Origin of the sequence: Lachnoclostridium sp. An181 (assembly GCF_002160325.1) — a bacterium.
Taxonomy (GTDB): domain Bacteria; phylum Bacillota; class Clostridia; order Lachnospirales; family Lachnospiraceae; genus An181.
The window spans coordinates 1-14,988 of record NZ_NFKJ01000010.1; the positions used below are offsets into that span (position 1 = coordinate 1).

6 protein-coding genes are annotated in these 14,988 nt (G+C 44.7%); 1 reads left to right on the forward strand and 5 read right to left on the reverse strand.

Features of this window, described 5'->3' with window-relative positions:
- Window positions 1-646 precede the first annotated feature (646 nt).
- Window positions 647-2,434, forward strand: coding sequence for an aminopeptidase P family N-terminal domain-containing protein (locus B5F18_RS07540; RefSeq protein WP_087157073.1), 1,788 nt, complete (start codon window positions 647-649; stop codon window positions 2,432-2,434).
- 412 nt (window positions 2,435-2,846) lie between these two features.
- Here the strand turns inward: B5F18_RS07540 and B5F18_RS07545 are convergent, their stop codons facing one another.
- From B5F18_RS07545 to truA, 5 genes are all read right to left on the reverse strand, one after another.
- Window positions 2,847-9,614 carry a glycoside hydrolase family 2 TIM barrel-domain containing protein gene (locus B5F18_RS07545; protein ID WP_087157074.1) on the reverse strand — a complete coding sequence of 2,256 codons (6,768 nt, stop codon included), beginning with the start codon at window positions 9,612-9,614 and terminating at the stop codon, window positions 2,847-2,849.
- A 252-nt stretch (window positions 9,615-9,866) separates the two neighbouring features.
- A complete protein-coding gene (locus B5F18_RS07550; RefSeq protein ID WP_087157075.1) occupies window positions 9,867-12,095 on the reverse strand; it encodes an FIVAR domain-containing protein in 2,229 nt (742 codons plus the stop codon).
- Window positions 12,096-12,247: 152 nt separating this feature from the next.
- Entirely contained in the window at window positions 12,248-12,904 is a 657-nt protein-coding gene (locus B5F18_RS07555; protein ID WP_087157076.1) for a PHP domain-containing protein, read from the reverse strand.
- A gap of 102 nt (window positions 12,905-13,006) precedes the next feature.
- Window positions 13,007-14,224 (reverse strand): glycosyltransferase family 4 protein, encoded by a 1,218-nt coding sequence (locus B5F18_RS07560; RefSeq protein ID WP_087157077.1) that lies wholly within the window; start codon window positions 14,222-14,224, stop codon window positions 13,007-13,009.
- A complete protein-coding gene (gene truA, locus B5F18_RS07565) occupies window positions 14,221-14,985 on the reverse strand; it encodes a tRNA pseudouridine(38-40) synthase TruA (protein ID WP_087157078.1) in 765 nt (254 codons plus the stop codon). The genes B5F18_RS07560 and truA overlap by 4 nt, the downstream gene beginning before the upstream one ends.
- Window positions 14,986-14,988: the final 3 nt, after the last annotated feature.

Here is a 14,988-nt window from a genome sequence, read left to right on the forward strand (position 1 = left end):
TTCCTAACTTACGCCTTTTTTGAAAAATACGTCGTAGGTCTATTAAGGTTACCCTTTTGTATGAAAATCTTTTTAAAATAACTCTTGACTATTTACCAAATTGCTTTTCGACATTATTATGTTTCTTTTTTTAACTCATATCTTCACCTTCCTTTTTCCTATTTTGCAAGAATATTAACATACAATTATGCTTTTTTATGTATATTTTTCTATTATATTTGTACAATATTCTATTTGACTATTTTTGCTATTCATTATTAATTATCTGGCTTTTATTATTTTATTATTTTTTATTTCAAACAATAAAAATGCCATTTTTATAAAACACTACTACACCGTTCTAATCCTTGAACAATCCTTAAGTTTTTCCCAACCCTCAAATTATTGCCGAACAGATGCTCAAATCTAAGCTCAGGAACCATTGTCGTGATCGCTGTGCATGATGCTGTTGACTCTGTCTTCCTTCCCGCTTTTTTTCACATTTTTCGCGCGTCCTTTTTTCATTCTTTTATTGTCATAATCTAAATTTCTTATAGTTGGTCATTAATTTTTTGTCATGGTTCCTTTCATTGTGTTCTCCCCGCTCCCATGTTATAATAACTTCGGAAAAAAAACGCATTTGCGATAAAAGGAGGAGAACGAATATATGAACGTAGCAGAAAGAGTAGCAAAATTGCGCGAACAGATGGCAGAGAAAAAGATGGATGCCTATGTTGTGCCTTCCGCAGACAACCATCAGAGTGAGTATGTAGGAGAACATTTCAAAGCCAGGGAATTCATCACCGGATTTACCGGTTCTGCGGGTACTGCTGTCATCACTCAGAATGAGGCAGGTCTTTGGACAGACGGACGTTATTTTATACAGGCTGAAAAAGAGCTGAGTGGATCCGGAGTCAAGCTTTTTAAAATGGGAGAGCCAGGTGTTCCGACTGTTGCACAATATTTAAAAGACACATTGCCGGCAAACGGCACGATCGGCTTTGACGGACGTGTTATCTCCATGGGCGAAGGACAGGAATTTGCAGCGATTGCAGCAGCCAAAGGCGGGGCTGTCAACTATGATTGCGATCTAATCGATGAAATCTGGGAGGACCGCCCTGCACTTTCCGAGGAGCCGGCCTTTACCCTGGAGATGAAATATGCAGGCGAGAGCACACAGTCCAAACTGGCCCGCATCCGCGAGATCATGAAAGAAGTTGGCGCAGACGTGCACACACTTGCAACGATCGATGATATTTGCTGGATCTTGAACATCCGCGGAAATGACGTGGAATTTTTCCCTCTTGTTCTTTCTTATGCTGTTATCACTATGGATAAAATGGACCTCTATATCAATGAAACAAAACTGGATGCAGACACAGTGGCGCGCATCAAAGAGGCCGGCGTTGTGATCCATCCGTACAACGATATCTATGAAGATGTAAAATCCATTCCAGAAGACAAGACACTTCTTCTTGACCCGGTAAGAATCAACTATGCACTATACAACAATATTCCTGCAGGTGTTAAGAAAATCGAAAGACAGAATCCGGAACTGCTTTTAAAGGCCATCAAAAATGAGACTGAGATTGAAAATATCAGAAAAGCACAGATCAAAGACAGTGTTGCACATCTGAAATTTATGAAATGGTTAAAAGAAAATGTCGGAAAGATGACCATCACAGAGATGAGCGCATCCGACAAACTGGACGAGTTCCGCGCTGAGCAGGGCAACTTCATCCGCCCAAGCTTTGAGCCGATTTCTTCCTTTGGAGAGCACGCGGCTCTTTGCCACTACTCTTCCTCACCAGAAACAGACGTTGAGCTCAAAGAAGGAGGCATTTTCCTTACAGACACAGGTGCCGGTTTCTATGAAGGCTCTACGGACATCACAAGAACCTATGCTCTTGGTGAAATTCCGCAGTACATGAAAGATGATTTTACTCTTGTAGCGATCAGCAATCTTTCCCTTGCAGATGCGAAATTTATGTATGGATGCACAGGTATGAACCTGGATATTCTGGCCAGAAAACCATTCTGGGACAGAGGATTAAATTTTAACCACGGCACCGGACACGGCGTTGGCTATCTTTTGAACATTCACGAGGGGCCGACCGGTTTCCGCTGGACTGCAAGAGAACAGGAAGTACATCCATTCGAGGCAGGCATGATCATTACGGACGAGCCGGGAATCTACATCGAGGGCTCCCACGGCGTTCGTCTGGAAAACGAGCTCCTCTGCTGCAAAGGCGAACAGAATGAGTACGGACAGTTCATGTACTTTGAACCGATCACTTACGTTCCAATGGATTTGGATGCTATCAATCCGGATATGATGAGCGAACGCGAGAAAGAACTTCTGAACAACTACCATGCACTTGTATTTGAAAAAATCTCTCCTTACCTGGAGGGCGAGGAACTGGAATTCCTGAGAAAATATACAAGAGCGATCTAAATTTAACAGGTGGCGAAGGGGTAACCTTTCGCCACCCTTTATTATGAATGAAGGGTTATATTGTTCCATTTTTTGTATGCCATAAATCCAAACTTTTGCACACTTACATTTCATACATAATAGCTCCTAATTTTACCAGGTAAATTTATCTTCTCTTTCATATGGAACAGAACTTCTCACATAAAAATGAATGTTTGGTTTTATACTAATTTTATCTCTTCCAAACGGGATCATTTTCTTCACCTTTTTTCTAATTATCAGGCCACTCTTCACAATTTACCACTCCCAAGAAACCAAAACTCCCGGCCACGCCGCAAGCACTTTGGCTTACAAGCCCGGTCGGGAGTCTAATTCTTACTTATTCGGAAATCTTTTGATTTCCATTTCTTACATTGAGAAAAGCCACTTTTACCTATCTTCTATCATATTTACGTCTTCCTGCCATGGCTGCCGCACACACTGCCATCGCCATTGCTGCTGCGAGCATTGCATGTCTTGCCACATCGCCTGTTTTTGCGGATTTCGTTTCTGTTGTCTTTGTATTGTCATTATCGTTGGTATCCGCTTTATCTGCAACATTGTCAGATGCAGATGTATCTGCATTTGCCACCATATCTGCATTTGGCGCTTTCTGCTCTTCTGTTTTTCCAGCATTTTCATTCAGTTTTTCGATCGCATCCCCAAGACTCTTTTCGGCTGCTCTTACTTCGTCACCTGTTGCCTGATCATTCTCCAGAACTGCTGTTGCGTCCTCATATGCGGTTCTGAATGCTGCAAATGCCGCTGCCTCATACTCACCTTCTTTTTCCATGTAACCTTCCGCCGTATTCAACAGCTCTTCCAATGCACTCTTGTCCGGTTTCAGTCTCAGGGCGCTTGCCGCATCCATGAGCGCCTTCCATGCATTGTCCACTTGTTTTTGTGTGGAAGTGATATCCCCTGCAACCGCTTTTGCATTTTCCAAAGCCTTTGCAAACACATCCTGTCCTTCTTCCAGATACAGAGACAAATCCAGTGCGCTTGTCCACTCAATGACTTTGTTTAAATCTGTCATATCCGCCATCTTGCGGTTCAGCTCTGCTGTTGCCTTCAAAAGTGCCATCCACGCGTCATCGATCTCTTCCTGCATTGCATTCTCATCATCTCTTACTTTACGTGCCACATCCAGAGCCTCCAGGAATGCGTCCATCTTCTCATTGTCTTCATAGTCGTTCATATCCAGGCTTTCCGCAAATGCGATCACCTTCTCAAGGTCTGTCTTATCCCCCTGTTTGAACTCAAGATACTGCATGATATCGATGAGTTCTTTCCATGCATTGTCCACATCTTCCTGAGTCACTTCTGTATCGCCGCTGTTGACTTTGTCAAGGATCTCATTTGCAGCTGCAAGTCTTGCCTCAAATTCCTGTGCAATCGCCGGGATAACATCCTTGGTATCTGCTTTTTTCGCAAGCCCGATCGCATATTCCAAAACTTGTGCGGAAATTTCTGCCGGCTCTGCATCCGCCTCCACATACACTTTTGCGTCTGCCCAGTCAACGCAGTCGTCACTGTTGGAATTTCCCTGTTCTGCAACCCAGATGAGCGTATTCACTCCGGTCAAATCAAGGTCCACAAATTTTGCCTCATCCTGCTGTCCGATCCTTCCTGCATCGTAGAGAAGATTCTCCTCTGATACAGAATCTTTGTAGAACTTAAACGCTGCCCCGTCTCTTCCTGTCTTATTATATTTTATATAATCAATACCTACCCATGTCTGGAAATGCACTTCTTTTCCTGCAAAGGAAGAGAGGTCAAATGAAATATTTGCGTCTGTATTCGCGCTGATTCCCTTTTCAAATGCAGTCTGTGTTCCGCCGATATTTAAGCTGATCGGTGTTGTGGAAGTTGCTGATCCTGTGTCCGCCTTGTTGATGTGGATTCCGCCCCATCCGGAAGAGGAATCGCTGCGATACTTGATCACTCCATAGTCTTCTGTCGCCTCCATAGCGCCTTCCACACCGTCACCGGTCAGATAGTAAACATCCATGCCCTGTACTTTGGAACCTACAGTCACATCTATAGTTGCACTCACACCTGAGCCGTCTTTTGCAGTTACAGTCACGGTTGCAGTTCCGCTGGAAAGTGCCTTTGCCACTCCGTCCGCTGTGACAGAGAGAATACGGTTGTCAGAGGAAGAAAATACTACAGATTTATCGGTCGCGTTTTCCGGTTCCACTGCTGCTGTCATTGTGAAAGTATCTCCTGCATTGATTTCCGAAGGAACACCGGAAAGTGTGATCTTTGTCACAAGAGTTGCCTCCATGCCTCCCTGTGGAATCACACTTGTTCCCTCCACAGTGCCGGATACGCCGGTTCCATCTCCTGCACATGCAGCTGTGTCCTGTCCAAACTCATATGCCACCTGGGAAGTATTTTCTGTTGTGGCAAATGTCAGTTTCCATGTGTCTGTATCTGCTGGTGCATTGTCCAGCGTATACCATACGTCCACTTTTCCAGGCTCTGTCACTTTATACTGCGCCTCACCGTTCACACCTTCTGCCATGGCAATACTTGTTGGTTCAAATGCGTCTGCATCGTATGTAATGGTTGTCTTGCCCGCTGTCACGCCAAGCACATCACCTTCTGCCTGTTTTGCATGCTGCATTATGACAACAGTTCCTTTTTCTTTGCTCTTATCCTCTGCTTTCAGCGTGAACGCAGTGTCTGCCTTTGTTCCTTGGTTTGCCTTCACACCATTTTGCACCATTGCAAGGTCCGATACGTCCACGTTTCCATCCTGGTTCATGTCCGCGGCGTATGCATTCAAGGTGTCAAATGCTGCGTTTCCGGTAAGGTGTCCGAACATTGCCGTGATATCATCCTCCCCAAGGGTCCCGTTTGCACTGCCGTCCACATCGCCGTTGACTGCCAGATCCAATATATCCTTTACGGTTCCATCCACAGTCAGTTTCAGCTTATAATCCGTTGCGATCGGTGAATCATCCCCGTCAAAGCTTGCCTGATATGGGTCTTCCATTGTGATGACTCCGCCTTCCACAGATTTTACCATGGCTTTTAGTTCACCTAACGTCATTCCTGCCGGGATGTTGTAGATGATATTGTTGTCACGGTCCATCTTTACCGTTGCATCGCTATTTAATTCCAGCTTATCCTCGTCTTCTTCATAGAATCCTTTCATGATCACTTTTGCATCGCACCAGCTTACCTCATCATGTCCATTCTTGATATTCTGGTCCGCATACAGACACACTTCCTTTGCACCTGTCACATCAATGTCAAAGAAGTATGCATCCTGCCCATGTTTCATCAAAGGGGAGCGCTCCACTTCTTTTCCATCTACCAGCACTGCCAGATAAGCTCCATCCTGAGTCTTGTTTTTGTGAGCGTCAATACCGCCCCAAACCTGCAGTCTCTCCACGTCAAGGGAAGAGATATCAAAGTACAGATAGGATTCCGCATTTACGCCAAATCCATTTTCAAATACCGTTCTCTCTCCGTCGATCCAAAGGTCCAAAGCCTCTCCGCCATTGTCCTCGTTGACATGAATGCCTGCATATCCGGATGTGCTTCTTGTCGTGTCATATCCAAGATCAGAGAGCAGAATGGATCCTGAATTCTCAAGCCTGATTTCATATGTCTTTGTATATCCGTTTGCAGCTGTGGCCTTTATGGTTGCTGTTCCCGGAAAGCTTTCTGCCTGTGTGATCTCCACTTTCACATCCTCGGATGCAGCTGTCGCACTCACCACCGGTACGGTTCCATCCGGCGAACTTGCATTGTATGTGTAGGATGTCACATCATTGCTGAATTTTGGAAGATCCTTGTCTCCAATCTTGATTCCGCTCAAAAGATTTGTATAATCCATGGCAGTCACTTTGCTCTCTTCCATCATCTGGTCGGATGATGCCTGGCTCAATGCCTTCAGATGATATGTGTATGTATAATTCTGGTTTGCCGGAAGGAGATACTGTGACAATGTTGCCTGGCCGCAGCTTGCAGTCCCAAGTCCCATCTGCGCGTAATCAATGGTCACAACCACATTGTCTGTTCCTTTCAGCTCATATGGATGTTTGGCACTGTTTAAATCTTCCTGGGTGTAGTGCAGTGCACTCATGGACAGCAGGTGGTCTGTGGCATCCACAAGAAGACCTTTTCCACTTTCATCTGTAAAGGCCATGAAACGTACATCCGTCTTGTTGCCTGTTTCCTGCGGTTTTACGAAATTGATGAACTGATCGCTCACCGTGCTTTCATATACCCCGACATCATATCCTGTTTTTCTGTCACTGTAGCTGTCAGACTCTCCGCGTCCATACCATGTCATGTTTTCCAGGTCAGAGCTTAACTGTACCCGGTTTCCTACGCGGAGCAGATTTCCCATTCCGGTTGCAGGCACAAGGGTACTCTTTACAAACACATCCCCTGATGAATAGATGGTATATGTCAATACATCTTTAGAGTCTGAACAGTCCGGGAGCGTACGGCTGATGGTCACATAGATGGATTTTTCATTTTTGACAACGTCTACATCATCCACAACCGCTGTGTCGTTTGCCTTCATCCATTTGGCGTCCACAGCTTCTTTATCATCATTGTCAGTGTAGGCTCTCCAGTAGTTCGGCTCAAGACCTTCCGCGATCATTTCTTTCCCGTCTACTTTAAAAGAAGAGAGCGTTCCTTTTTCTTTGTCAAATCCAACAGACCAGTTGTCCTTTTGGATGGTAATGGAAGAATCTGTTTCCTCGCACTCTGTTTCTGCAAATGGATCCATCTTGTCTGTGTCAAGTCCAAGATCCGCAGCCTGCGCCTCAAATGCAAGATCAAACTGATCTGCAGCTATTTCATATCCTGCCTTTGCCCAGTCAGAATCCTCTTTTGTCACAAAAGAAATATTTAAGAAATATTCTTCTCCTTCTTTGACATCTGTCGGCACGGTGTAAGGAATCTTCACTTCCCCTTTTGTCATCGGCGCCAGATCCACTTCCATTTCTCCGTTTTGCACCGTTTTTCCGTCTTTCTCCAGTGACCAGAGCATTTTGTACTCATTGGCGTTTGTATCAATATTCTCATTGTTGATCTCGATCGTATCCAGTGTGCCGTCCTTTAAACTCATCTGAAGTGCCTGGTAAATACGTTTTACCTCATATGCCTCTGGCTGGAGTGTCCGGTCAGGAGAGATGATTCCGTTGACACAGAAGTTATTGTTCCCGGATTTCCAGGAAGAATAGTCTCCTTTATTCCAGTCTCCGTCATAACCCCAGAACGTGGACTCTCCATCCCATTCTCCATCTTCCACGATCGGAGTGTTGAATGTCTGATCCACCCAGTCCCAGATAAATCCGCCCTGAAGTACGCCGGCACTTCTGATCTTATCCCAATACTCTTTCATACCTCCTGCACTGTTTCCCATGGAGTGCAGATACTCACACATAATATATGGTTTTGTATAGTTTGTTTTGATGCTGTCAATGTTTGGGTACATGTTGGAATACACATCCACGCCCGGATTGTCGTTCCATCCCTGGTAATGCACCACTCTCGTGTCATCATTGTCCTGGAAATAATCAATGGCTGCCTGGAGGGAATCCCCGGTGCCTGTCTCATTTCCCGGTGACCACATGATCACGGACGGATAATTCTTATCACGTTCCACCATGTTGATTGCACGGTCTTCCACTGCCTCAATATATCCCGGAATACTTCCAGGCACAGAATACTGGCTTCGTCCATTGTGGGACTCTACATTTGCCTCGTCCATGACATAGAGCCCATACTCATTGCAGAGCTTGTAGAAGTCCGGCGCATCCGGATAATGCGCGGTCCTCACTGCATTGATATTCAAAGATTTCATCAGTTTGATCTCTTCTTCCATATCTTCTTTTGTGAGGTATCTTCCTGTCTTTGGATCGTTTTCATGGCGGTTCACACCGTAGATCGTAATGACTTCTCCGTTTACCCGAAGTCTTGTATCTGTTGTGCCAGGATCCGTGATCTCCACTTCACGGAAACCTACCTGGTTTGATGTCATTTCCACCTGCTCTCCGTTTTTTTCCAGTACAAGCACCAATTCATAAAGATTTGGGTGCTCTGCTGTCCATTTTTCAGGATTTTCAATGGTACGGATCAGGGATACCGTTGTCTCACTTTTGCCTTTAAAATCCACTGCCCCGGATAAAGGCTCCTCGGTTACCAGATTTCCTTCGCTGTCGTAGAGATATCCTTTTACCTCATATCCTTCCAGGTTTTCGCCCGAAAAATTTCTAAGGTCAACATCTACCTTCAAATCCGCATCCACATACTGTTCGTCCAAATCTGTCACAATGGTGAAATCGCGGATTTCCGTCTCTTCCTTTGCTGTCAGATAAACATCCCTGTAAAGTCCGGAAAGTCTTAAGAAGTCCTGGTTTTCAATATAACTGCCGTCAGACCAGCGGTACACTTCCACAGTGATCACATTTTTATTTCCTTCCGAAAAATCAAGAGCGTCCGTGATGTCAAATTCATTTCTCGTGAAACTGTCCTCCGCATATCCGATGTACTCTCCGTTCACCCAGAGATACATCGCGGATTCTGCTCCTTCAAAGTTGATGAAAATTTCCTTTCCTTTCCAACTTGGGTCAACTGTAAATGTCTTTCTGTATGTACCAACCGGGTTGCATTCCACAGGGGCCTGTCCTACTTTGTAGTCTTTGTAAGACTTTCCCTCAGCGTTCATCCATGGATAGTTCTGGTTGGAATAGATTACCGGATCATACTTAAAAGAGCCGTCCTCATTAACATATGTCTGCCAGTTTCTAGGTACAGAAATGTTATCCCAGGAACTGTCATCATAGTTTTTTTTGTTAAAATTCTCATCTTTTTCCCCGATTCGTTCAGATGGTCTTACCGCCCAGCTGAATTTCCAATCATCTCCGTTTAAGAGTTGATAATAAGACGAACTGTCCCTGTCCTCTTTTAACGCCTGCTCCAGATTATCGTAGCGGTAAAATGTGGAACGCGCCCTCTCACGGTTTACCTGAAATACACCTGGATTGTTGTTCCACTCCGTGACTTCGGACGCTGCCTTTGCATAGGCTGCATCCGAAACACCTTGTGCCAGCCCTGTGATTCCTGGCATCACCATGGAAACGGAAAGTGCGCCTGCAAGTACTGCAGAAAAAATCTTCTTTTTCTTCATAAAAAACCTCCTCCCTTAAAATCAATACCTCTTTATTCTAAACCTCTGTCAAATGAATTTATTTAAAAAATTCTCTTTTCTTGGGCTAAAATCCTCTTTTTCTTACCTTGAGTTATTTTGATATCCGGATATTCTATTATATAATGCCCCTTCACGTATAAAGGCGGCATGACTTTTATCGCCATGCCGCCTTCTGACCAGGAGATTCTCTCCTTTCATCTTTTTAATGAACGGTTGAAAAAATAATATGAATTATCTTTGTTTTTTCCTGAACGCTGCGATCGCTGCTGCAGCTGCTGCCATCAATCCTGCCATTGCAGCCGGATTTGCCGCGTCACCTGTCTTTGCAGCTTTTTTGTCATCCTTATCGTTCTTGTTGTCCTTCTTGTCATCTTTCTTATCAGTTTTTCCCGAATTTTTATCCTCTTCTTTATTCTCTTTTGCAGCTGCCAATGCATCTTTCAGACTCTTTTCTGCAGCTTTTACTTCGTCCAGTGTAGCATTTTCATTTTCATATACGTTCTTTGCATCTTCCAGTGCATTCTGCAGATCATCCCATGCGTCATCGTCGTAATCGTTTTTGTCTTCGTTTTCAGCGTCCTCGATCAAATCGCCAAGATTTCCTTTGTCCGGTTTCAGATTGTCCAAGGCATCCTGAAGTTTATCCTCTGCCTCTTTAATCTCATCTAATGTGGCATCCTCTTTGTCGTATACATCCTTCGCTGCGTCCAGAGCATCCTCTAAATCTTTCACACTGTCATCTGTGTAATCGTCTTTGTCCGTTCCCTCTGCTTTGTCGATCAAATCGCCAAGATTTCCTTTATCCGGTTTCAGATTGTCCAGCGCATCCTCAAGGTTTTTCTCTGCCTCTTTAATCTCGTCTAATGTGGCATCCTCTTTGTCGTATACATCCTTCGCCGCATCCAGAGCATCCTCTAAATCTTTCACGCTGTCATCTGTGTAATCGTCTTTGTCCGTTCCCTCTGCTTTGTCGATCAAATCCCCAAGATTTCCTTTGTCCGGTTTCAGATTGTCCAAGGCATCCTCAAGGTTTTTCTCTGCCTCTTTGATCTCATCCACCGTAGCGTCCGGATTATTGTTTACATCCTTTGCTTCTTCTAAGGCATCTTCCAGATCTTTGACACTTTCATCTGTATAATCGTCTTTGTTTGTGTCCTCTGCTTTGTCGATCAAATCCTGAAGATCTCCCTTGTCCGGTTTCAGATTGTCCAAAGCATCCTGTAAATCATCTTCTGCTTTTTTTACTTCATCGAGCGTTGCATTTTCATCAGCATTTACCTTATTTGCTGCATCCAAAGCATCCTCTAAATCTTTTACACTGTCGCTTGTGTAATCGTCTTTGTTCGTTCCCTCTGCCTTATCGATCAGATCCTCAAGGCCGCTCTTGTCTGGTTTGAGAGCATCCAAAGCGTTCTGCAAAGCCTCTTCTGCCGCTGTCACCTCATCCTGGGTTGCATTCGGATTATCAAATACGACCTGTCCCGCATCAATGGCATCCTGCAGATTTTTCAAGCTATCTTCTGTGTACTCTTTTTGAGATTCTCCCTTTGCCTGTTCCAAAAGATCGGCAAGTTCATCTTTGTTTGGTTTCTTTACAAGCGCGTCCATTGCTGCCTGGAGTGCATCTTTTGCTGCATCCATTGTTTCCTGATTGTTGTTACCCGCATCATCCAACACTGCCTTTGCGGTGTCTCTGGCAGCTATAAATGCATCCTGTCCCTCCGGGAGATATTCACCAAGATTGATTGCTGCTGCCTCGTCGTATAAAGCCTTCAGTTCTGTCGGGTCACCTTTTTTACTGCTCAAATGGCTCCCTGCCTGAAGCAACCTTGTCCATGCAGCATCCACCATTTGCTGCGTCACAGAGGTATCTCCGCCATGAACTTTTTCCACAATATCTTTTGCATCTTTATATGCTGCATAAAATTCATCCCGATATTTATCGTACGCCGAATCAACATCTCCTCTTTCGATCATTTTATCTGCAAGCTGGATCTGGAGTTCCAAAACAGCTGTACTCACTGTCTGTCTTGTAACTGCCTGAAGTTTCACCCTGGCTCCAATTTCAGTCTCCGCTGCTGTTTTTGCGGCTGCTGGCTTTTTGTCCTCTTTTGACGCTTGTTTCTGCACTGTGACAGGTTTCACCTGTTTCTCCTGTTTCACAGTTTCCGCCTTCGGCTCTGCCTGCTCTTTTTCTTCTGCCTTAGGAGTTTCCTCTTTTGTCTCTACTGCAGGAGTCTCTTCCTTGACATCTTTTGTTTCCTCCGCAGAAGTCTCTGTCTCCTCTTTAGTGTCTTCCTTTACTTCCTCTGTTTGCACTTCTTCCGTCACTGGAGCCGTCTCCTCAACTGCAGGAGCCGCCGCATCCGGGGTCTCTGCGGAAACGCCCACCGCAGGAGTCATCGTACCTATCATCGTCGCTGTCAGCATTACTGACAAAATCTGCATCCTTTTTTTCATAACCACCAAACCTCCCTATTGATTTTTTGAATTCAGTTTGTAGTTTCTTGTTATTCACTCCCTTGCCTTATTATATCTCTTTTCATCCACTTTTCCAACCTTATTTCCTTTTTGTCTATTAGATTTTATCAACTAACTAATATTTTCTCTTTCTATGCAATCTTATATGGTTTGTGTATCTTCGTTTTCATATCCCAGATCATGTATCCGCCATCCTGATAATAGGCTGGCCTGCATCCCCCGCTTTTAAAGACCTTGATAAACTCCTCCATTGTCGTTACTTTCTTTGGAAAATACGTTGCAAAAAATCCGATTTTTTCAGGGATGTGACAATCACTTGCTCCCACGGCCACAAGTCCCAGTTCCTTGGCATAATCCGCTGCTTTTTGATTTGCCTCCGGCATAGTGCTGCCGTTTAATACTTCCACCCCGTCAAGTCCTTTTACAATCTTTAAATTTTCTTCCAGCCCCCGGTTATTATTCCGAAAAGGATGGGCAGCAAAACAGATGCCCCCCTGGCTTTTCACAAGATCGATAAACGCCTGCGCACTCACCCTTTTCTTTGGATACTCCTCAATTCCAAACGCTACGATATCACCCTGAAGGGAAAAATATTCAATGCCCACAAAGATAGGAAAACCTACTTCTTTTGCGTACTCTTCCGCTGCCTTTTTAAGGCCCATATCATCGTGGTCTGTGATGCAGATCGCATCCAATCCTCTTTTCCTTCCTATGGCAACCATATCTTCAAGTTTGAGAAAACTGTCCTTTGAATAAGTACTTTCATGCATGTGCAAATCTATAAACATTTTGACTCTCCTTTTCGTGTATTTCTGCTGTTTATGGTAGCATTCACCTGTTTTGTTTTCTAATTGTTTTTTATAATAAAAAGGCATATTTATAGTCATTTTCTATAAACACGCCTTCTCTCGTTTTTTCTGAATTTCTTCCACAATGTATTCTGCCACTGCCCTCCAGGAACACTTTTCCAAATCCACCTTCCGGGCTGTTCTATTCTCCAGTTTTTCCGTGATTGCCCTTGCAATTTCTTCCTCAAACTCCGGCAAATCTTCCGGATACGGATCATCTGTATTTTTCATACGCGGCAATTCTACAAAAGAAATCTCATGCCCTGGGACATGACTGTCATACCACGCTTTCATTCCCGGAGTATTGCTGGATACAACCTGGCATCCGCAAGCCATGGCCTCCAGGTTTACAAGCGCCAGTCCCTCAAAAAATGACGGCAGGACAAATACATGACTTTTCCGGAACAGTTCTGCCAATCTTTCCTGAGAAAGCACCCCCAAAAACTCTGTCCGATATGTCTGGTTTTCGGCAATAGAGCGAATCTTTTCGTACTCTATTTCATTCCCGGCTCCGCCCGCCAGTTTCAATGTCACTCGCTCCGGCGGATAAGGCAGTTTTTCCACTGCACGAAGAAGACTTTCCACGCCCTTCTTTTTGCTGATCTTTCCGGCGTAAGCAATCGTATACTGGTCTTCTTTCCTTTCTTGTCTCCCTGCATAAAAAATTTCCTGATTGTAGCCAACTCCCGCAATCTTTATCTTGTCCTCATTTACTCCGAAAATACGTACAATGTCCTCCTTATGCGTTTCCTGCAAAGCAAAAATCCCATCCAAGGCACGGATTTTCGACTTGATAAATTCCCGTTTCATATCATTTTTAGAAATCTGCCGCAGATCAGACCCATGACTGACTGCAAATACAAGACGGTCCGGATACCATTCCCTTACAAGTGCGCACAAAAGATAAAGGTGATGGCAGATGATCACATCCGGAGCAAATTCCCGGACAGCCTTGTCCACCACATTTTGAAATGCCATAGAAAACTGTCCTAGCATGGTCTCGTCAAAATCCCGGTATCTCGTGCTCTCATAAGGCATTTCATCCGACATACCTGCAATGGAAAAAGGGAGGACATCCGAATGAAAATATACCGGATAGAAACAAACACCTTCCGGGAACTGTACCTTATCTTCTATGTAAACTCCGGCCACTGCCGCCTGCTCATGCCCTTGTTTCTGCCAGTTTTTTATCAGCTCTGTCATATAGACGCCGCTCCCCGTGCTGTCCGGTTTTTGGGCTGTAATGCTCAGTATCCTCATAAAGAAACGCCGCCTTTCTCCCATTTTGGATAGCGGATTTCAACAAGAGTAAGCCCTCTTGCCGCTGCAGTCACACCTGCTTCCGTGCGTTTCCTTTTTTCCAAAATCTCTTTTACATCCAAAGGCTGATAAAACTCTCTCCCCACGCGGATCAGTGTCCCTGCAATGATCCGCACCATGTTGTAGAGGAACCCGTTGCCTGTAATACGGATCACGATTTCCACACCACGTCTTTCCACATCCAGAGAGTATACAGTGCGCACCGTATCTTCCACATTGGTACGTATATTACAGAAACTTGCAAAATCATGTGTGCCAACAAGATAGGCGGCCGCCTTTTTCATCTTCTTCTCATCCAGCGGGAAGGAGACAAATTCGTGGGTCAGGCGCATAGTAGGAATCGGTGTCTTCGCATTCAGGATCCGATACTCATATGTCTTAATGCAGTCCTGATACCTTGGATGCCAGTCTGTCGGAACTTCTTCAGATTTTACAATAACAATATCTTCCGGCAATTTCCGGTTAATAGCATAGGACATCCTCTCCGGCGGGATTGTACTTTCTGTGTCAAATACCGCCACATTCCCAAGTGCATGCACACCGGAATCCGTCCTGCTGGCTCCGATAATGGAAATATCCTCCCCGGTTATCCTGGAAATGATCTGCCTTAACACTTCCTCTATGGTGATTCCATTTGGCTGTATCTGCCATCCGCAATAATTGGTCCCATCGTACGCGACCGTTAATTTTACTCGTCTCATGTT

Bases quoted from the DNA above. Each gene is read 5' to 3' on its own strand.
- B5F18_RS07540 (WP_087157073.1), top strand. From the start codon at position 647: ATGAACGTAGCAGAAAGAGTAGCAAAATTGCGCGAACAGATGGCAGAG.
- B5F18_RS07545 (WP_087157074.1), bottom strand. From the start codon at position 9,614: ATGAAGAAAAAGAAGATTTTTTCTGCAGTACTTGCAGGCGCACTTTCC.
- B5F18_RS07550 (WP_087157075.1), bottom strand. From the start codon at position 12,095: ATGAAAAAAAGGATGCAGATTTTGTCAGTAATGCTGACAGCGACGATG.
- B5F18_RS07555 (WP_087157076.1), bottom strand. From the start codon at position 12,904: ATGTTTATAGATTTGCACATGCATGAAAGTACTTATTCAAAGGACAGT.
- B5F18_RS07560 (WP_087157077.1), bottom strand. From the start codon at position 14,224: ATGAGGATACTGAGCATTACAGCCCAAAAACCGGACAGCACGGGGAGC.
- truA (WP_087157078.1), bottom strand. From the start codon at position 14,985: ATGAGACGAGTAAAATTAACGGTCGCGTACGATGGGACCAATTATTGC.